The sequence below is a fragment of the Pontiella sulfatireligans genome, assembly GCF_900890705.1.
GTDB lineage: Bacteria > Verrucomicrobiota > Kiritimatiellia > Kiritimatiellales > Pontiellaceae > Pontiella > Pontiella sulfatireligans.
The window spans coordinates 2195698-2216766 of the sequence record NZ_CAAHFH010000001.1; the positions used below are offsets into that span (position 1 = coordinate 2195698).

Below are 21069 nucleotides of genomic sequence, written 5' to 3' on the forward strand. Positions count from 1 at the left end.
TAACAATGAAACGGAGCCGAAAACAGGAACGTTATGTTGAATGCGGGTGTTGATATGTTTATTTCGCCTTTAGTGCCTGCGTGAATAGGTGCGGATTCTGGTTTGATCCAAAAGCTTCTGCATTTTCTTAGCGACTTCGGGATTTGATTCAACCAGGTTGTTGTCCTCGTGCGGATCTTTTTCCAAGTCATACAGAGCTCTCGTGTTCTGGCTGGTTGTACCGGGAGGATCCATTTTTTTATATTTTATCGGAACCTCTACTCCTTCGATGTATTTCCAATTCCCGAGCGTAAGAGCAAAGGTTCCGGCTCCGCTGTGCGTGATGCAGGTTGCGAGCTCATCGCGATCAACAGGCTTGCCGTAAAAGGTATCCAAAACGCTCACACTGTCCTCAGCGCCAAGCTCTTTAGCGGGGATTTCAATATTCAGCAGGTCGGCCAATGTGGCGGTCATATCCACCAGGCTTATTTTGTCGTCGTTCACCGCGCCCGCCTTGATATGATCCGGCCAGGAAACGATGAAAGGAACGCGGGTTCCGCCCTCGAGCGGATCCTGCTTTCCGCCTCGATAGATGCCGTTCACTTCCATTCCTTGCTGACGCATTCTGGTGACTTGGCCTTTCAACTGCCAACACTCTGGAACCTCATAATCCCAGGTCTTGATTTCATCTGCATAAACACCCCCGTTATCACTCGTAAAGATGAACAAGGTGTCCTTGAGACGACCGCTCTTTTCAAAGGCCTTGAAAACCTCGCCGACACTCCAGTCCAGATCCTGAATAAACTCTGCAAACGCCCCGCCCGCCAGCGTGCCCTTAAAACGTTTTGACGGGGTGATCGGACTGTGTACCGCAGGAGCTGCAAAATACAAAAACACGGGCTTGTCTTCCGGCTGTTGATTGAGCCATGCGACCGCTTTTTCCGTCAGGACATCCATGACCTCCTCATCGCCCCGTTGCGGGGCATCCACGCCCATCCACTCTTTTCCGTATGGCGTCTTCCCTTCAATTTTAATCTTGTCGTAGGATCTGCGCCCGTACACATCATGGTTCTCCATATAGATTCCGGACAAATCTCCATGGTTGTGCGGAAGGCCGAAAAAGTAATCAAAGCCGATGGAAAGCGGCCCCCTCGCAATCGGTTTAAAATACCTTTCCGGATCGTTCCATTTCCCCTTTTTTTCACCAAAGCCCAGATGCCACTTCCCGATGACAGCAGTGTTGTATCCATCATCCTTCAGCATCTGCGGAAGCGTAAAGCGGCCTTCATCGATATACAGCGGGTCGAACATATTTATGACCCCTCTTTTCAGCACGGTGCGCCAGCAATACTGGCCGGTAAGCAGAGCGTAGCGGGTTGGCGAGCACACTGCAGCCGGTGCATACGCCTGCGTGAACCGCATGCCCTTTTCCGCCAACGTATTAATATGGGGCGTTTTAAGCACCGACTCGGGGGTTCCATAGCAATTGGAACTGCCATAGCCATAGTCGTCTGCCAGAAAAATGACGATGTTGGGTTTCTTTTGTGCGGCGCCCGCTGCCACCGCAGCCAGTGCACCCGCGGCGATTACAACCCGTATTCCTTTTGTGGTTCTACTCATCTCATTCTCCCTTAAAGTTGCGTTGTTTTTTCTGCTTGAATTCCCCGAAGGCGTGCGGCAAGTCGGTCGAATAGCTCTTCATCTTTTTCTGCATTTTTTCAGCTGCGTAGCATATTCCGGATTCTTCGTCATTTTATTTAAGGTCATACTTCCGTCGTCCCGGCCGATTTAAAAGGCGTTGAACTCCGGTCTGGTAAAATGTTTCCGCGGTTTTCTGGCGATGGGTTAACTGACCGGCCATGACGTTGACATACTGCTTATACACCTTCGGGTTCTTTTTCATCTGGTCTTCATCAGGAATCGGCAGATGCTCCAGCTGGGATTCCAATACCATCCGGGCGGTTCGGCTGGCCTCATTGTCCGTCTCAATTTTTTCAAACGTGAAAGGGTTCCCCGATGGATTACAGCGCCAAAGCTGACCCTGAGCATCCAGCGAATAATCCCGATTACGAATCATCCGATGAAACCCAAATGTATAACTGAAGATCCACTCACGGCTATGTGTACGATCGCCCTCCAGCAACGGAACCAGGCTTTGTCCATCCAGCACCTGCGATTGCAAGGTCCGATGGTCGGCCAGTTCCAACAAGGTCGGATACAGATCCACGCAATCGGTCAAACTTCCGGTCTCGCCATGCCATTTAACCCAGTTTGATCCCCCGGCCACAATAAAAGGCACGTGCGCACCGATCTCCGAAGCGGCGCCTTTCCCGAGCCCATAGGTTGGATTATCCGCCATGAAAAAGATGACCGTATTTTCGTATTCACCCATCGCTTTGAGCGCGTTCACCAGCCTGCCCACTGCCGTATCAAGATATTGTACATTGGACACCATGCCCGGCTCCGTTTTCGTGACCTCATGGTCGCCCGGCACTTTCATCTCCGTCCAGGGAAAATGGGTCAGGTGGGAAGAATAATAGATAAAAAACGGCTTTTCGTCGTTTTTACTCCGTTGTGCAAAATCAAGGGCAGCATCCCCGAGCATTTCCGGGCCGAAATCATCGGGTCCCGTCGATCGCAGAAGGTCATTTTCAATCACCATCGGATGCCAGGTTGCTGATGGGCTGTGCCGGTCTTTCTGGGTCGGCGAAAATTTGTTTGCGTTCCCCCACCCCCACCATGAACCGGAATATTCCTGGATCCATTCCTGCTTCAGTCCATCCCCGCCCATCAGTGAGCCGTACAGAAAATATTCATCCACACCCCAGTCCGGATCCGCCGGAGAGGTAGGCAGATGCCATTTGCCTCCGTGAAACGTTGCATATCCGGATTCCTTCATCGCCCGGAAAAGAGTCATTTTTTCACTGGGCATGGCATCGTACGTTTCCTTTTCAATATATGAGTTGCCGTAGGCACCGTTGCGGAAACCATACTGACCACTCATGATGGCCGCACGGCTACTCACACACACTGGCGTCGCCCAGGCGGTCTTGAATTTAATACCGCCCTCGGCCAATGCATCGATGTTCGGCGTGGATACCATCGTATTTCCATAACAGCCCAGCTCATGTGAACTGCAATCATCTACCAAAAACAGGATAATGTTCGGTTGCTGGGTTGCCTGCAACCCAACCGGCAGAAGGGTGAGCGCCAACCCCGCCAGCACCATTTTCTTTTTCATTTTTTTTCTCATCGTGACTTCCTTTAACTAGTTGTGATTTTTGCCGAATCGTAGAACCCCAAAAGGGGCGCCTTCTTCGTTTGCTCCAGTTGCGATTGGTGATCACAAACCCAGAATTGATCCTCTCTTTTCCTGAACCATTTTCAGAAAATTTTTGACCATCGCCCCATATTCCGGATGGCGGGCGAGATTGACATGTTCACCCGGGTCTTTTTCTAGGTCATAGAGCTCGACTTCATTCTCATTATCCAGCCACTGTATAAAATGGTAGCGTTCCCCCAAGAGGGAGCGTCCCTTTGGTTCAGGCTCCCGTTTTCCCCAGATGCTATATTCGTACTCTTTCACCGAATGCGACGGGTCATCCATGAGCGGCCGAAGGCTTTTCCCCTGCATCTTATGGGCGATATCCAGCCCGCAGTAGTCCTGAAGCGTGGGAAGCAGATCAATCAGACCAACAGGTGATTTCGTGGTCTTTCCATTCCCGTTTGCGCCGGGAACACGGATAAAGGTCGGCACCCGAAGACTCTCATCAAACAGGGTAAACTTGGCCCAGAGAAAATGTTCGCCGAGATGATATCCATGGTCGCTGGTGAAAACCACAATGGTATTGTCTGACAGCCCCAGCTCATCGAGTGCATTCATGATTTTTCCGAACTGCGCATCCACATAGGTAATACAGGCATGGTACGCACGAATAATCCCCTCCGCCCGTTCCTGATCATTTTCTTTCCACTTAAACCCATAGGTGTTAAAGAAAGAGTTTTTTGCATGAATCGGACGATTGTCCCAATCGGAGACATCTTCGTTAACCACTGCGGCAGACGAGTCGGCATACATGTCATAATATTTTTCAGGACAAGTGTACGGGTTGTGCGGTTTTAGAAACCCGCAGGCAATAAAGAATGGCTGGCCATCCTCTTTTCGCTCTTTCATCCAGGAAATGGTCTGCTCAGCACTCTGGGCATCGGGATAGTATTTATCATCGGCAGGATGGGATTGATAAATAATTCTTTCGGACCATTTTTTGTCATTTTGCACGGGACAACGCATGCTGTATTTCGACGGGCCGCTTTTTTTTCGCTCCTCCTTCAAGCGAAACAGATGAAACTCGTCCCAGGACCCCTCCAGCTCTGGGTCTTGCCATGGGTTATGTGAAATCTTTCCGAGGCCTCCCGTCCAATAGCCGTTGTCGCGGAAAATCTGCGGCATAATCCGAACGCCCGGGCTGTACTGGAACATTTGGGCCTCGCCGGTGTCCTGCCCGACTTTTTCACAATAAAGTCCGGTCAACATCGATGCGCGGCTCGGTCCGCACATGGGATACTGAACAACCGCCCGATGAAAGTTGAGGGCGCTTCTGGCAAATTTATCGATGTTCGGGGTTTGAACATGAGGATAGCCATTGACCCCGACCCGGTTGGCGAGATCGTCACACATCACAAAAAGCACATTTGGGCGCTTCGTTGCATTCTTCGCCTCGTCAGGGGATGAGGCCTGAACCGCGAACGACAATCCGGCGGCCATCATGATCAAACTACACAGCTTCAATTTCTTCATCATACTCTCCAGTTTAGTTAACTCCCTCAATGGGATGATTTTCTGTAAAACGAACAACCTTCATGCGTAACACCAGCCGGAACGAGCGAGAGGATCGGCCAGCCTCTATTCGAGGCCATTAATTACCGCATTCGCAACGGTCGAAACGCCGTATCCCTGATTCAGGATCTCCTGATGCAGCCAAATGAAGCCACCTCCGCAATGGTCCTTCCATTCAGAAAGCTGTGCCTCAACCTCTGCGGGGGTTTTCCCTCCAGCATCATCCGGGTTGATTGACAGCCCGGGGATCACCTTGAGATCGCCGTCAAATTTGGTATTCCAGTCCTCAGGGTAATTATACTGTCCACCCGCATAACATTGCACATAAATCCGGTCGACCAGCCCCGGCTGGTAGGCTTCGAGCTGTTCGTATACGGGGTTCCAAACGCCCTCCGGCCTCATATACGGACAAAGCGTCACTTTATACCCTAAAACACTGAGCATTTTGCCGAACTCAACCATCGACTCCACGTCATAGTGCTCCTCATCATCAAAGTTAATGGCATCGGCGCCCAGCACATCGCGCAACACCTTGAATGACTGATAGAGCCTGCTGTCTTCGCCGGTTCCCTCGGCTTCGATCAATGCATCGATATTCGCAAAACTGGCATCCCCCCACGCACTCACCGAAAACTCGATCCGCTTGACCGTTGAGGGTGCCTTTTTCAGATCCACCAGCTGCTCGATCCAATCCTTTTCGCCAACATACCATCCGTACTCCGCGAGCGGGTTTTCGGTTAGATTATAGTAGAGTTCGCCCGTCGTTCTCACCTTTGTACTCCATAGCAAAAGGGTGTCGAACCCAGACGACTTCACCTCCGCAGCATTGCTTTTGTAACTCCCATACATGCTGCCACCGGCAAAAAGCCCCACCGGCTTTTCGGGGCCATCCGGGGTCTCGCGAATCTCCAACACCGGATCATATACCGACTCTTTGGACATCAAAACCTGCTCACTCGGGTCACTGGTCATAATTGCAAGCGAATAGGTTCCCGTTGAGGTGATGTGGCCGGAAAGGTCGAAGGTGTTCCAACCCTTGGAAAGAGAAGGTTTGCTCTTGATTATGTCGCCCGGAACCGGACGATTAGCCCATGTGATGGTGCTTTCATCCCACGTGTTATCATCAACCACACGAACCCAGACCGCATTGGAAATGGCTTGAGCGGCATACACTTTCAGCCAAACCTCCTCGATCGAGGAGGGAACCTCATCGACGTCAAACTTCAGATAGGAGAAAAGCTTCTGACTCGATGCACCGGTACGGACTGAAAGGTTGGTATTCGCGCCATAGTTCTGCGTCGAGTTTACCTCCGACACAAAGGAGTCGTCGACCGGCTTGAAAAGATATCCGAACCGGGGCACGGGATAGGTGTCGTTGCTCTTCACTCGGAAGAACGATGACGTATTGGTCGTTTCAAGCACCCACTCGGCCAGGCCAACTCCGCTGGTCAACGCCACATCCGACCACGCGCCGGAGGTCAGGCTTTCGCGCTGCTGAATCGTCACATACGCATCGGCAGACAGATTCGTTGCGCTGATGGTCAGATTGGAATCCAACACAGAAGAGATCTTAGGCGCATTGAACCCTGCCGGCAAAATATCGAACTTCAACGTTCCCAGCCGAATATCCGTCGCCCCTTTCATCAAGGCAATCTGATCCCCATCACGAATCGGCATCGCATCCGAGAAGGTGACGACATTGTTCGCGAGCATCCTCCCGGCACCGAGCTCTCCCACCGGAACATCATGATTGCGCATCCAGATATCGCCGCTGTATACATCGATATCATTAAATAAACCAATCGCCGACAGCGCAAGGGTCTGATCAGCCCCCAAGGTCAATTCACTCAGGTCAAACGTCAACAGAAGCGCCTCGGAGCCCTGAATATCGCCATTTGTTTTTTCACTCGTCCTCACCCCCCATCCCTGGGTTTCCAACGTTTGGATTACATTTCCGGCGCTTTGCCCGCCCCCGCTCCAAGTGAACGGATTAAAATTGGAAGAACCATCATCCACAGCCTGCAGGTTCAGCTTGATGACACCCGAAACGCCCTCGGGATCCCGGAATGAATTTTGCACGGAATCGATGAGCGGGAGTGACGCCGAGGACTCCAGCACGACGGAACCGGCCAGATTCAACCAGGTCAGATCCATCGAAGACGCATTATCCCCCCCGACCATGAAGTCCGTCACTAACCCACCCCTGACCGGCAGCAAATCCGATGCGCTCACCACCCCGGAACTCAAACGAACCTCATCCATATAGAGAAGCGCCCTAATGTTCGCATCTCCATTCAACAGAAGATCACTCGTCAAATTCGTAATGCTGATATTCAAATCAACAGTCGAGCTGAACAGCGTTCCTTCCGTCAAATCCTGGTAATAATAGGTGACAAAACCATCGGGGCTTACAGAGACCCCGACATAATAATCTTTCCCAGCCGCAAAAGAATTTTCTCCATTCGGAGTAAAACTAGTGCCCTTCCACCCCCCTAAACCGTTATTCAACGAAAACTTGAATGCCCCGTTCCCTTCATTAATCGTGGCAAGCCACTCCTCAGCCTTGATCGCGACCAAGGTGTATCCATTACCCAGAACCGGGGTCACAAAGGCCTCAAAGGTAAAACCGGACGCACTGAAATCAAGCAGGGCATTATCCGCAACCGACCACTGATCCCCCGTCCCGTTCAGCAAAGAAACCCCGTTGTTCGTCGCCCCGGCCAGAGGGATGGTGGACAACATGGAGCCGGGGCCGCTTGCCGGACGGCTTACCCCGGAAATCCGAGTCCCGGTTTGCCCGAGATCGAGCCCGTTCCCGCTGGAATCAGCAGTAACGGCACCCTGCTCGAACCGCCAATACCCCACCGTATCCGCACGCAACGGCCCCACCGCGCAGAGAAAGAACCCGAACAAAATAACCCTTACGAATAACAACTTCATCATTAACCATCTTATAACTGTTGGCTTGCGCGCATATTTATTAAAGTATCCACATTCTTTACCGTCCGTGCTGTAAAGCAAAATGGCCGCAAAAAATTTCATATATAACGCCCGGTCGGAACCAGCCCGCACCGGGCGTCACATGAAGCTCGATCGCTGTTCACATTAGAAACTTGATTCCACTTCCAGCTTCAGGAACTGCTCGCCGAGGACATCCGTTGGAACACGGTTGGTGACCGTTTCGAAGCCGCTTATGCCATAGCTCGTGTTGGTGCCGACCACTTCCGCATCTGTATTAACGAACGTGCCGGAAACCAGGTCGGTATCGTTCAGCACGCGATAGATCAGTCCGCGCTCAGCCGCATCGTCGCGCTGGGCATGGACATAGTAGAACCAGCCGGCTTCAGTGCTTGCAACCGGAGCAATGCCGGTATCGGACTCGTCATCCGGGTTGCCGTTGAGCGCGTATTCCGCCAGATTGTCGAGCGCGTCACCGTCCGGATTGTCGGTCAGCTCCAATTCGCTGCCCACTCCCGGATACGCACTCAGCCAGTCGGCATATCTCGTGGCCGGCGTGTCTTCGGTGACGGCGGTATCAACCCGTTTCACCACGAATTCGGTGATGGAAAAGTCCGCCGCCTTCGCCGTGCCATAGCTATGGTTAAATGCAAAACCGACCTGCTGCACATCGGTAAAGGTGTGCGCACCGTATGTCCCGATCCCCCCGTCCGCGAATGCGAAGTTGCTGGAACCTTCCGTCAAATCGTAGGTTGCCCACTGCAAGCTGTCGGGATTCGTCACGGTAATCGTGGTTCCGTCCGGAGCGACGGTTTCCGACACATAGTATTGCGATGCCCCGTCACGTACAACCATACGCACGTCATAGCCAGTTCCTGTCGTAAAACCACCATCGACCTCCAGTGTAAATGAGGATTGGGAGGTAAAGACAACGGTTTGCATATCAAACCCATCCATAAAGTCCGCTTGATCCCAAAGCACCACCGCATCGATGATATAATCCTGAGGGTCAGTACGAGTCCAGGGGCGGAACCGCAGGTTGTGCTTGGCAGCACTTTCAGCTGCGATCAGATAATTGACTTGATCCAGACTATACTGGGACTTGCACCCGCCATACACATCGTGCTGATCGAGCGTACTATCAAACAACAGGCTCGTCAGACTCAGGTTGCGAACCTTGTTGGTATTGGTATCCACATCCAGACCGCCGTTTATGTTTACGTCCACTGTTGCCTGGATCGAATCAAAATTGATTAAGACCTCATCATCCTCCGGTGGCGGGAGAGCTATGGGCGATGCCCAGACCGTAGTGTAACCGCTGTTCACCGATCCATCCGTGTCGGCATAGAGCGCACTGTTGCCGGCACTGTTGGTCCAAGCCAGCTCCCAGTCAGTCGTCAGCATCGGCTGCCCGTTGGTCCAGGTGATTACCCCATCGGCGACCAGATTGCTGATCGTGGTTGTTTGATCACCCCACTGGGTAAAAACGCCGTAGTCGGCAAAGTGCAATTCGGCATTGGGACCGGGATTGTAAACACCCCATTTGGAGCTCATACGAAGCTCACCTCCGGTCAGATTATAGGTTGCGACGCCATCGCCCGAATGACCGAGCCGTAATTGCGTTGCTTTAACAAAAGAGTCGGGGCCGGCTTGGTTAACCGTTCCGGTCGCCCCGTCATAACCCACATACAGGAAGTTATTCACCAACGAAAGCGTTCCATTAACATCCAACACACCGACGGCATTCGTCGAGTATCCCACAACGAAAGCCTCGGCCGGATCAGGAGGAGTCGACGCCCTGTCGCCATCCGCCCTTGACCATTTACTTCCGATCACCATCCTACCGTTTCCTCCGTCTTTTCCGATAATAGTCGGGCCATCCAGGTTCAGCATTGCATCCCAGAATCCCATATAGCCTCGTTCACCCGCACTGTTGGCTACATAGAGCCCGGTCACCGACAACTCAGTGCTGTAGTTCAACATCAAGACTTCCGCAATGTTCGTGCTGATAATGCCGATTGTCAGATTCCCTATCGACGGAGCACCCGTTTCAATCCGGAGTTTCCCGTCAACTATGTATCGGACATCATCATTGGTACCCGGCAGGCTGGTCGCGGCCACCCAACCGTCAACGGGCCAATATTCCCAGTCATCGATGACCGACCAGGTTCCATTTGTTGAAGTGTTTTGGTATTCTGCCGCCTGCGTCATCGAGACTAGCGAGACCAACACTGCCGCCATGATCCATACTCTTCTTTTCATCTCATTGCTCCTGTTAGGTTATATGCGGGCTCCCGACCCGCTGATCCTTTTTCTATGATGTTGTTGCACTTTTTCAAAAGCATTGTCATTCAACAACCCAAACGTAACGCACCTGTTGCGCTGGTTGAACAGGAAGAATTCTAAACGTCGGAAGCCGAGCCGTCCAAGAACGCCACGAACCACCGTAAATCTCATTCTTCACCCCTGCACCTTAAAGCGAAATGGCCGCAAAAAAAATCATGCGTACCGCCCCGGTCGGAGCGAACCACCCTTTTTGAATATCGAACACCGAACAAGAAATGTCGAATTTCGAAGGTTAGACCCTCATCATTCTGCGGTTCCTTGTTCGGAAATCAGTCTCTAATCGCTCCCGATTATCTGCGGTTCAAGGCGGCTACGCAGCCGCCTTAGAAACTTGATTCCACTTCCAGCTTCAGGAACTGCTCGCCGAGGATGTCGGTTGGAACACGGTTGGTGACCGTTTCGAAGCCGCTTACGCCATAGCTCGTGTTGGTATCGACCACTTCCGCATCCGTATTGGTGAAGACGCCAAAAACCAGGTCGGTATCGTTCAGCACGCGATAGATCAGTCCGCGCTCAGCCGCATCATCGCGCTGGGCATGGACATAGTAGAACCAGCCGGCTTCGGTGGTTGACACGGACGCAATGCCGATATCGGACTCGTCATCCGGGTTGCCGTTGAGCGCATATTCCGCCAGATTGTCGAGCGCGTCACCGTCCGGATTGTCAGTCAGCTCCGATTCACTGCCCACTCCCGGATACGCACTCAGCCAGTCGGCATATCTCGTGGCCGGCGTGTCTTCGGTGACGGTGGTATCAACCCGTTTCACCACGAATTTGGTGATGGAAAAGTCCGCCGCCTTCACCGTGCCATAGCTATGGTTAAATGCAAAACCGACCTGCTGCACATCGGTAAAGGTGTGCGCACCGTATGTCCCGATCCCCCCGTCCGCGAATGCGAAGCTGCCTGACCCGTCCACCAGGTCGTAGGTTGCCCACTGCAAGCTGTCGGGATTCGTCACGGTAATCGTGGTTCCGTCCGGAGCGACGGTTTCCGATATATAGTATTGCGATGCACCGTCGCGCACGACCATACGCACGTCATAGCCAGTTCCTGTCGTAAAACCACCATCGACCTCCAGTGTAAATGAGGATTGGGAGGTAAAGACAACGGTTTGCATATCAAACCCATCCATAAAGTCAGCCTGATCCCAAAGCACCACCGCATCGATGATATAATCCTGAGGGTCAGTACGAGTCCAGGGGCGGAACCGCAGGTTGTGCTTGGCAGCACTTTCAGCTGCGATCAGATAATTGACTTGATCCAGACTATACTGGGACTTGCACCCGCCATACATATCGTGCTGATCGAGCGTACTATCAAACAACAGGCTCGTCAGACTCAGGTTGCGAACCTTGTTGGTATTGGTATCCACATCCAGACCGCCGTTTATGTTTACGTCCACTGTTGCCTGGATCGAATCAAAATTGATTAAGACCTCATCATCCTCCGGTGGCGGGAGAGCTATGGGCGATGCCCAGACCGTAGTGTAACCGCTGTTCACCGATCCATCCGTGTCGGCATAGAGCGCACTGTTGCCGGCACTGTTGGTCCATGCCAGCTCCCAGTCAGTCGTCAGCATCGGCTGCCCATTGGTCCAGGTGATGACCCCATCGGCGACCAGGTCGCTGATAGAGGTTGTTTGATCACCCCACTGGGTAAAAACGCCGAAGTCGGCAAAGTGCAATTCGGCATTGGGACCGGGATTGTAAACACCCCATTGGGAGCTCATACGAAGCTCACCTCCGGTCAGATTATAGGTTGCGACGCCATCGCCCGAATGACCGAGCCGTAATTGCGTTGCTTTAACAAAAGAGTCGGGGACGGCTTGGTTAACCGTTCCGGTCGCCCCGTCATAACCCACATACAGGAAGTTATTCACCAACGAAAGCGTTCCATTAACATCCAACACACCGACGGCATTCGTCGAGTATCCCACAACGAAAGCCTCGGCCGGATCAGGAGGAGTCGACGCCCTGTCGCCATCCGCCCTTGACCATTTACTTCCGATCACCATCCTACCGTTTCCTCCGTCTTTTCCGATAATAGTCGGGCCATCCAGGTTCAGCATTGCATCCCATAATCCAATATAGCCTCGTTCACCCGCACTGTTGGCTACATAGAGCCCGGTCACCGACAACTCAGTGCTGTAGTTGGACATCAAGACTTCCGCATTGTTCGCATCGCCGTCAACGCCAATTTCCAGAATCCCGATCGACGGAGAAACCGTTTCAATCCGGAGTTTCCCGTCAACTATGTATCGGATATTATCATTGGTACCCGGCAGGTTGGTCGCGGCCACCCAACCATCAACGGGCCAATATTCCCAATTATTGGTTTCCGACCAGGTTCCAAGGGTTGAGGTGTATTGGTATGTTGCCGCTTGCGGCGGTATATACGCAGGTTTAAGGTCATACTGCAGTCGTTCCGGCCGATTTAAAAGGGATTGAACTCCGGTTTGGTAAAGGTCTTCCGCCTGTTCCTGGCGCCAGGTTAACTGACCGGCCAAGAATTCGAGATACTGCTCATATATGATCGGCTTCTCTTCCATCCGGTCTTCATCAGGAATCGGCAGATGCTCCAACTGGGATTCCAATTCCATCCGGGCGTTTTGGCTGGCCTCATCGTACGTCTCAATTTTTTCGAACGTGAAAGGGTTCCCCGATGGATTGCAGCGCCAAAGCTGTCCCTGGGCATCCAGCGAATAGTCCCGATTACGAATCATCCGATGAAAACCCAATACATAACTGAAGATCCACTCACGGCTATGTGCATGATCGCCCTCCAGCAACGGGACCAGGCTTTGTCCATCCAGCACCTGCGAAGGCAAGACCCGATGGCCGGCCAGTTCCAGCAAGGTCGGATACAGATCCACGCAATCGGTCAAACTTCCAGTCTCGCCATGCCATTTAACCCAGTTTGATCCCCCGGCCACAATAAAAGGCACGTGCGCACCGATCTCCGAAGCGGCGCCTTTCCCGATGCCATAGGTTGGATTATCCGCCATGAAAAAGATGACCGTATTTTCGTATTCACCCATCGCTTTGAGCGCGTTCACCAGCCTGCCCACTGCCGTATCAAGATATTGTACATTGGACACCATGCCCGGCTCCGTTTTCGTGACCTCAGGGTCGCCCGGCGCTTTCATCTCCGTCCAGGGAAAATGGGTCAGGTGGGAAGAATAATAGATAAAAAACGGCTTTTCGTCGTTTTTGCTCCGTTGTGCAAAATCAAGGACAGCATCCCCGAGCATTTCCGGGCCGAAATCATCGGGTCCCGTCGATCGCAGAAGGTCATTTTCAATCACCATCGGATGCCAGGTTGCTAACGGACTGTGCTGTTCTTCATAGGTCAGCGAAAATATGTTTGCGTTCCCCCAAAACCACCATGGACCGAAATATTCCTGGATCCATTCCTGCTTCAGTCCATCACCGCCCATCAGTGAGCCGTACATAAAATATTCATCCACACCCCATTCCGAATCCTCCGGAGAGGTAGGCAGATGCCATTTGCCTCCGTGAAACGTTGCATATCCGGATTCCTTCATCGCCCGGAAAAGAGTCATTTTTTCCAGAGGCATGGCTTTGTACGTTTCGTATTCAATATATGTGTTGCCGTAGGCGCCGTTGCGGAACCCATACTGACCACTCATGATGGCCGCACGGCTACTCACACACACCGGCGTCGCCCAGGCGGTCTTGAATTTAATGCCGCCCTCGGCCAACGCATCAATGTTCGGCGTCGACACCATCGTATTTCCATAACAGCCCAGCTCATGCGTACTGCAATCATCGACCAGAAACAGGATAATGTTCGGTTGCTGGGTTGCCTGCAACCCAACCGGCATAAGGGTGAGCGCCAACGCCGCTAGCACCATTTGCTTTTTCATTTTTTTTCTCATCGTGATTTCCTTTAACTCGTTGTGATTTTGCCGGTCACAAAGGCCTCGAACGTAAAACCGGTCGGAGTGAAATCAAGCAGGGCATTATCCGCAACCGACCACTGATCCCCCGTCCCGTTCAGCAAAGAAACCCCGTTGTTCGTCGCCCCGGTCAGAGGGATGGTGGACAACATGGAGCCGGAACCGCTTGCCGGACGGCTTACCCCGGAAATCCCAGTCCCGGTTTGCCCCAGGTCGAACCCGTTCCCGCTGGAATCATTTGTCACAGCGCCCTGCTCAAATCGCCAATAGCCCACCACATCCGCACGCAACGGCCCCACCGCGCAGAGAAAGAACCCGAACAAAACAACCCTTACGAATAACAACTTCATCATTAACCATCTTATAACTGTTGGCTTGCGCGCATATTTATTAAAGTATCCGCATTCTTTACCGTCCGTGCTGTAAAGCAAAATGGCCGCAAAAAATTTCATATATAACGCCCGGTCGGAACCAGCCCGCACCGGGCGTCACATGAAGCTCGATCGCTGTTCACATTAGAAACTTGATTCCACTTCCAGCTTCAGGAACTGCTGGCCGAGGACGTCGGTTGGAACACGATTGGTGACCGTCTCGAAACCGCTTACGCCATAGCTCGTGTTGGTGCCGACCACTTCCGCATCCGTATTGGTGAAGACGCCAAAAACCAGGTCGGTATCGTTCAGCACGCGATAGATCAGTCCGCGCTCAGCCGCATCATCGCGCTGGGCATGGACATAGTAGAACCAGCCGGCTTCAGTGCTTGCAACCGGAGCAATGCCGGTATCGGACTCGTCATCCGGGTTGCCGTTGAGCGCGTATTCCGCCAGATTGTCAAGCGCGTCACCGTCCGGATTGTCGGTCAGCTCCGATTCGCTGCCCACTCCCGGATACGCACTCAGCCAGTCGGCATATACCACGGCGGGAGAGCTGTTGCTGACGGCGGGATCAACCCGTTTCACCACGAATTCACTGATGGAAAAGTCCGCCCACGGCTCAGCAGGTCCATAGCTCTGGTTAAATGCAAAACCGACCTGCTGCACATCGGTAAAGCTGTGCGCGCCGTATGCTCCGATCCCCCCGTCTGCAAACGCGAAGCTGCTGGAACCATCCACCAGGTCGTAGGTTGCCCACTGCAAGCTGTCGGGATTCGTCACGGTAATCGTGGTTCCGGACGGAGCGACGGTTTCCGACACATAGTATTGCGATGCACCGTCACGTACAACCATGCGCACATCATAGCCAGTTCCTGTCGTTAATGCGCCGTCGACCTCCAGCGTAAACGAGGACTGGGAGGTAAAGGCAACGGTTTGCGTATCAAACCCGTCCATAAAGTCCGCTTGATCCCAAAGCACCACCGCGTCGATGATATAAGCCTGAGGGTTTTGTGTATTCCAGGGGCGGAACCGCAGGTTGTGCTTGGCAGCACTTTCAGCTGCGATCAGATAATTGACTTGATCCAGACTATACTGGAACTTGCACCCGCCATACACATCGTGCTGATCGAGCGTACTATCAAACAACAGGCTCGTCAGGCTCAGGTTGCGAACCTTGTTGATATTGGTATCCAAATCCAGACCGCCGTTGATCGTCACGTCCGCTGTGATCGAAGACCCGTCAAAATTGACCAAAAGCTCCTCACCCTCCGGTGGCGGGAGAGCTATGGGCGATGCCCAGACCGTAGTGAAACCGCTGTTCACCGATCCATCCGTGTCGGCATAGAGCGCACTGTTGCCGGCACTGTTGGTCCAAGCCAGCTCCCAGTCAGTCGTCAGCATCGGTTGCCCGTTGGTCCAGGTGATTACCCCATCGGCGATCAGATTGCTGATCGTGGTTGTTTGATCACCCCACTGGGTAAAAACGCCGTAGTCGGCAAAGTGCAATTCGGCATTGGGACCGGGATTGTAAACACCCCATTGGGAGCTCATACGAAGCTCACCTCCGGTCAGATTATAGGTTGCGACGCCATCGCCCGAATGACCGAGCCGCAATTGCGTTACTTTAACAAAACCGTCGGTTTGGTTAACCGTTCCAGTCGCCCCGTCATAGCCCACATACAGGTGGTTATTCATCAACGAAAGCGTTCCATTAACATTCAACTCACCGACGGCATTCGTCGAGTATCCCACAACGAAAGCCTCGGCCGGATCAGGAGGAGTCGACGCCCTGTCGCCATCCACCGTTGCCCAGGAAGTTCCAATCACCATCCTACCGTATCCTCCGTCTTTTCCGATAATAGCCGGGCCATCCAGGTTCAGCGTTGAAGTTTTCCATAAGCCAATCCGGCCATTTTTACCAGCGCCATCGGCAACGTCCAGCCCGGTTACCGACAACACAGTGCTGTTGACCATCGTGACGAGCGCATTGTTCGTAGCGCCGCCAGCGCCAATTTCCAGAATCCCGATTGACGGAGAAACCGTTTCAATCCGCAAGTCCCCGGCAACGGTATACCGGACATTATCATTGGTACCCGGCAGGGTGGTCGCGGCCACCCAACCGTCAACGGGCCAATATTCCCAGTTATTGATTTCCGACCAGGTTCCATAGGTTGAGGTGTATTGGTATTCTACCGCCTTTGCTATCGAAGCCAGCGAGATCAACGCTGCCGCCATGATCCATACTCTTCTTTTCATCTCATATCTCCTGTTGTTAGGTGAAATATTGTGTAGGTTATATGCGAACCCCTTGCCCGCTAATCCTACTTCCACAGAATGACTTTCTTTCACTGTCATCCCATAGATTTTAAATAAAAAGGCTGGCTTGTGAGCTCTAAATCCTCCACTCGGAGGGTATGAAAAAACAGAGACAAAAACACAAACCAGCCGGACATAAGTATACAACCTTGAAGCAATTGTGCAATCTGATTCCCGGACACATGGTCACGAACCTTGCGAAGAAGCATGGCGTCGATGCCCGAAGCCGGACGTACACGCCATGGAGCCATGTGGTTTCGCTGCTTTATGCCCACTTTGCTCATGCGCTCGGGCTTAACGATGTATGCGACGCGCTCCAGATGAATGCGGCGGCGCTCTCCACCATCCGCGGTGCGGTTCCACCGTCCCGCAACAACCTGAGCCATGCGAATCAAGTGCGCGACGCGAACATGGCCGAAGAGCTTTATTGGAGCATGATGAAGCATCTGATGGACACGGTGCCTGGTTTTGCGAAGGGAAAGGTGCGTAGTGGATACCTCCGTCGCTTCAGCAAGGCGATCCATGCGCTCGATTCGACCACGATACAGCTGGTGGCCAATAGCATGGACTGGGCAAAGCACCGCCGCCGCAAGGCCGCCGCGAAGTGCCACATGCGTCTGGACCTGCAAAGCTTCCTTCCACGATGTGCCATTGTCGACACGGCAAAACACCATGACAGCCGCAAGACCTTGAGCTTGTGTGCCGACCTTGAAGCCGGAGAAATCGTTGTATTCGACAAGGCTTATATCCAATTCAAGCGTCTATTTGGGCTAACGGAGCGCGGCATTAATTGGGCGGGTCGAGCGAAAGACAACATGCAGTACACGGTGATGCGCTCCCTCGAAACGACTAAAAACAAGCGCATCCTTCGCGACGAAGTCATCGAGCTGATGCTCGAAAAATCGAAGAAGGCCTACCCGTGCGAGTTGCGCCGCGTTGTAGCCCTCGTGGAGATCAACGGCAAGGATGTCGAAATGGTCTTCCTGACCAACCATCTGGAGTGGAGCGCGTGGACGGTCGCGGAGCTCTACCGCTGCCGGTGGGATATCGAGGTGTTCTTTAAGGAAATCAAACAGACGCTCCAGCTCTCCGACTTTCTCGGCTACAGCGCTAATGCCGTACGCTGGCAGGTATGGACCGGGCTGCTCGTCCATCTGCTGATGCGCTGTCTCAAATTCATGCACGGATGGGATCACAGCTTCAAGCGCCTGTTCACCGTCGTAAGGGTCTCGCTTTGGCGTCGCTGGAACCTGCCCGCCTTGCTGGAATCCTATGGGACAGCCAAACCACCCGGTCGCATCCGAGGAGCACCGGAACAGGCGTATCTGCCGGGGTTCATCTAAATGCTGTGGGACAGCCAACTGTTTAAAACGGGGAATCATCATTACTCTTCAACAAAAAATCGGAATCGACTAAATAAACTAAACATCAGAAACCTTAACAAAAACGGGAGCTGACACTCCGTTAGCGTCCTCTATGGGATGACAGTGACTTTCTTTCAAAAGCGGTGTCATTTAGCAACCGATATCTAGCGCACCCGTTGCGCTGGATTAAAAGGCCTGAATCGATCTTCTCTTTCCTGAACCGCTCGCTGGAACTTTTTGACAATAGTCCTGAAGCGTAGGAAGCAGATCAATCAGGCCACCGGTTTTCAAAAAGTCTCTTCGATCTCCTTATCGGAATTGCTACTTTGCCGTCACGGGATCGGTGAGGAGCTGCGGGAGGGATTTCTGGAGGCGTTGCTTGTATTCCTCCCCGGCAAACGCGGCAAAGTTGAGGGATTTCCCGGCATACTCTTTCGGTATTACAAATGACGCCTCCATCGTAACGACTCAAAGACAAAAGCCCGGGCTCTATGCCACAAACCAGATTGGACTGCTCCAAGCGAGTTCCTCGTCGTTCGTCTGGATACGGGTGTAATACCAGACATGCTTCTCGTCGAGGGGGGCCTGATCGGTCCACGCCAACTCGATCTCGGCTTTGCCGGGAGCGGCGCGGTGGACGATCTTGTTGTTGCGAAAAATGACGACCTCTTTGATCGCATCGGGAGCCACGGCTTTGACGAGGAACTTGATCGGGCCATTCGGGCGCTTGACCTTGTCGCCCATGATCGCGTTGCCGGCACTGAACTGGAGTCCCATCTTCGGATGGGACGTGCCGAAGGTGTGGCGGGCGCGGATCGCTTCGAAGATGCTCTCGCGTGTCAGGTCCTGCGCCCACACACCGGCCTTGCCGGTGCCGCCGCCGTGATCGGGACTGGCGATGACCCCGATCACGATGCCCTTGGCCCATGCGTCCTGCAGGTAATTACCTTTTACAGGTTCGCCATGCGGCGCCTGTCGCGGACAACCCAGATATTCGTAGGATTGACGACCCTGAAAGATCTCGGCCACAGGTTGCAGCCGTTCGTCGGTATACGTCCAGTCGGTGGGAGGATTGCCGCTGCCCTTGTGCTGCCCGTCGGCAAGCTGATGCGGGATAAAGATAAAGTCGGTGTCTTTGAGATCGTCCCAGACCTGACGCGGAGTCTGTTTGTTTTCGAACGAATCGTAGAACTTCGACTGATACGGATCCAGGAAGATGAGATTTCGGTGGCCGTGGCCGCCGGAAGTCGGGCCTCTGCTCGATGTCCATTCCTGCGCGAGGAACGTGACGAACCGTTGGGGATCGTGGTTTTGCCGCGTCTGTTCAGCGTTGAGACTCCACTGCTGAGGATCAAAATTATACCCGTGGTCGGTAATCGCGCAGAAATCAAGTTGTTCGATGTCGCGCACGTTCGCATACAGGTCGTGCCCCGGAGGGTTAAAACGCCGGTTGCATACGGATATGTCGGTGTGCTCATGCAAGTCGCCAAAGAACAGGGATAACTCGCCGGAGTGCGTCTTCCACGTCTGTCGCGGGAATGTAGCGTTGCAGAATTTCGACTTCGAGGGCAGCGAAAATTCCGTCGCAGGCATGGCCAACGGAACGAGGGTTGGTCTGCCGGGTTCCTCCGACGGCAATGTCTTGACTGCAATGCCGGATTTCCAGTCGCGGTATTTTCCAAGCGTGTCGTCCCACGTCCTCGGCAAGTCATCATACTGGGAACTCGCAACAACCTTGCCGCTCTTCGGAAATGCCAGCGGCACAGGCTGCCAACGCCCTTCCTGCGAGCTAAGCTTGATTATTTCAGACCAGCCGTCTTTGCCGTATGACCACAGCACCGGAGTCCATCCAGCCTGCTTTTTCTTCGCACCAAGCGTTGCCGACAACCAAAGCGCGCCGGACGCATCGAACCCGATGCGCGGCCGCATAAGGTGGCGCTTGGGGATGGAGACCCTCTCAAACATATCTGTCGGCATCATAAGTTTTTCACCGTCAAGGCGTGCCACAACAACCCGTTGCTCGTCCAGAGCGTTCAGATTTATCTTCGGGTAGCTGTTCGCTTGCCAGGCCATCCAAACCTCAGTTCCGCGCACCGCCAAATGCGGGTGCCGCTCGATGCGTGCATCACGGGTCAACGACATTTCGGTTTGCCATTTGCCGTCGATGCACCAGACTCCGTAGATATTCGACTGCTCTTCACGATAGGAATCCCAGGCAGCAAAGAACCGGCCGTCCGGCAATGCAACGATCGTCGGGTTGTAACTGTTGGCGTCCGGTGCCGTGATACGTTGCGGAATTCCAACGTTCCCGTTCGTCACGCAGCATGCATAAATCCCGCGGTGCGTTCCCGCGTTCGATTCCCAGAGAATCCAGGTTGTGCCCTTGTTCGAAGCAACAACGGGCGACAAGTTGGCATTGCCCTCGCATGGAATCATCTGCAGTTCAGACTTCTGACCCGAGCCATCGATGCGCGCAAACGCAATCTGCCATTTGTCCTTGATTTCAAGAGGGAAGACAACCGTGCAGCCGGAGGCTTCACCCGTCAGACGTGGAATGCCAATGGCCGTCGCCCTGGACGTATCCAGTGAGCTGCAGTTGATGTGCCGACCGTTAACGACCCGATCGACCCGCACAAAACCGCGGCGTTTCGGGCGCGACAAAAACGCCATCCATGCCGTGCCCGCCGCATCACAGGCCATCGCTGGAAACTGCTCAACTTTTTCCGGCCACGACACGGCAGACTGTGACCCTCCGGGCGCTGCAAACAGCCCGCTCGGAACACACGTGAGTGCCCCCGTGGCAGCCATAATATTGAGAAACGACCTGCGCGACCATTCGGACATGCCGCCGTCGGCCGGTATATCAAGATCCTGACAGGCAGGATACTCTCCTCTCGGTTGTTTAGATTTTTGCTCTGGCTTCATGTTTATTTCTCCTACAGATCTTTCATCTAAACAAAGGGGCTTTTCGAGCC

The 21069-nt window shown here is 53.3% G+C and carries 11 protein-coding genes; 1 reads left to right on the top strand and 10 read right to left on the bottom strand.

Translation table 11 applies throughout. The features are described from left to right. Positions 1 to 69: 69 nt before the first annotated feature. From SCARR_RS07460 to SCARR_RS07495, 8 genes are all read right to left on the bottom strand, one after another. On the bottom strand, positions 70 to 1599 hold the full coding sequence (locus SCARR_RS07460) for a sulfatase-like hydrolase/transferase (protein WP_136060863.1): 1530 nt from the start codon (positions 1597 to 1599) through the stop codon (positions 70 to 72). A gap of 133 nt (positions 1600 to 1732) precedes the next feature. Continuing rightward, positions 1733 to 3220 (bottom strand): sulfatase-like hydrolase/transferase, encoded by a 1488-nt coding sequence (locus tag SCARR_RS07465; protein WP_168433096.1) that lies wholly within the window; start codon positions 3218 to 3220, stop codon positions 1733 to 1735. A gap of 102 nt (positions 3221 to 3322) precedes the next feature. Further along, a complete protein-coding gene (locus tag SCARR_RS07470; protein WP_136060865.1) occupies positions 3323 to 4780 on the bottom strand; it encodes a sulfatase in 1458 nt (485 codons plus the stop codon). A gap of 102 nt (positions 4781 to 4882) precedes the next feature. Then, entirely contained in the window at positions 4883 to 7759 is a 2877-nt protein-coding gene (locus SCARR_RS07475; protein WP_168433097.1) for a CBM96 family carbohydrate-binding protein, read from the bottom strand. 162 nt (positions 7760 to 7921) lie between these two features. Beyond that, positions 7922 to 10036, bottom strand: coding sequence for a hypothetical protein (locus tag SCARR_RS07480; protein WP_136060867.1), 2115 nt, complete (start codon positions 10034 to 10036; stop codon positions 7922 to 7924). A 407-nt stretch (positions 10037 to 10443) separates the two neighbouring features. Further along, positions 10444 to 14019 carry a sulfatase-like hydrolase/transferase gene (locus SCARR_RS07485; protein WP_136060868.1) on the bottom strand — a complete coding sequence of 1192 codons (3576 nt, stop codon included), beginning with the start codon at positions 14017 to 14019 and terminating at the stop codon, positions 10444 to 10446. A gap of 11 nt (positions 14020 to 14030) precedes the next feature. Beyond that, on the bottom strand, positions 14031 to 14393 hold the full coding sequence (locus SCARR_RS07490) for a hypothetical protein (RefSeq protein WP_136060869.1): 363 nt from the start codon (positions 14391 to 14393) through the stop codon (positions 14031 to 14033). 162 nt (positions 14394 to 14555) lie between these two features. Beyond that, on the bottom strand, positions 14556 to 16670 hold the full coding sequence (locus SCARR_RS07495) for a hypothetical protein (RefSeq protein ID WP_136060870.1): 2115 nt from the start codon (positions 16668 to 16670) through the stop codon (positions 14556 to 14558). A 158-nt stretch (positions 16671 to 16828) separates the two neighbouring features. On the opposite strand from SCARR_RS07495, the gene SCARR_RS07500 reads away from it, so the two are divergent. After that, complete coding sequence (locus SCARR_RS07500; protein WP_136060871.1) at positions 16829 to 18073, top strand: IS4 family transposase; 1245 nt, start codon at positions 16829 to 16831, stop codon at positions 18071 to 18073. Between the two features lie 342 nt (positions 18074 to 18415). Here the strand turns inward: SCARR_RS07500 and SCARR_RS28080 are convergent, their stop codons facing one another. Both SCARR_RS28080 and SCARR_RS07505 read right to left on the bottom strand, forming a co-directional pair. Next, positions 18416 to 18553 carry a hypothetical protein gene (locus SCARR_RS28080; RefSeq protein WP_168433098.1) on the bottom strand — a complete coding sequence of 46 codons (138 nt, stop codon included), beginning with the start codon at positions 18551 to 18553 and terminating at the stop codon, positions 18416 to 18418. Between the two features lie 30 nt (positions 18554 to 18583). Beyond that, positions 18584 to 21019 (bottom strand): DUF3604 domain-containing protein, encoded by a 2436-nt coding sequence (locus SCARR_RS07505; RefSeq protein ID WP_136060872.1) that lies wholly within the window; start codon positions 21017 to 21019, stop codon positions 18584 to 18586. Positions 21020 to 21069 lie beyond the last annotated feature (50 nt).

Bases quoted from the DNA above. Each gene is read 5' to 3' on its own strand.
- SCARR_RS07460 (WP_136060863.1), bottom strand. From the start codon at position 1,599: ATGAGTAGAACCACAAAAGGAATACGGGTTGTAATCGCCGCGGGTGCA.
- SCARR_RS07465 (WP_168433096.1), bottom strand. From the start codon at position 3,220: ATGAAAAAGAAAATGGTGCTGGCGGGGTTGGCGCTCACCCTTCTGCCG.
- SCARR_RS07470 (WP_136060865.1), bottom strand. From the start codon at position 4,780: ATGATGAAGAAATTGAAGCTGTGTAGTTTGATCATGATGGCCGCCGGA.
- SCARR_RS07475 (WP_168433097.1), bottom strand. From the start codon at position 7,759: ATGATGAAGTTGTTATTCGTAAGGGTTATTTTGTTCGGGTTCTTTCTC.
- SCARR_RS07480 (WP_136060867.1), bottom strand. From the start codon at position 10,036: ATGAAAAGAAGAGTATGGATCATGGCGGCAGTGTTGGTCTCGCTAGTC.
- SCARR_RS07485 (WP_136060868.1), bottom strand. From the start codon at position 14,019: ATGAGAAAAAAAATGAAAAAGCAAATGGTGCTAGCGGCGTTGGCGCTC.
- SCARR_RS07490 (WP_136060869.1), bottom strand. From the start codon at position 14,393: ATGATGAAGTTGTTATTCGTAAGGGTTGTTTTGTTCGGGTTCTTTCTC.
- SCARR_RS07495 (WP_136060870.1), bottom strand. From the start codon at position 16,670: ATGAAAAGAAGAGTATGGATCATGGCGGCAGCGTTGATCTCGCTGGCT.
- SCARR_RS07500 (WP_136060871.1), top strand. From the start codon at position 16,829: ATGAAAAAACAGAGACAAAAACACAAACCAGCCGGACATAAGTATACA.
- SCARR_RS28080 (WP_168433098.1), bottom strand. From the start codon at position 18,553: ATGGAGGCGTCATTTGTAATACCGAAAGAGTATGCCGGGAAATCCCTC.
- SCARR_RS07505 (WP_136060872.1), bottom strand. From the start codon at position 21,019: ATGAAGCCAGAGCAAAAATCTAAACAACCGAGAGGAGAGTATCCTGCC.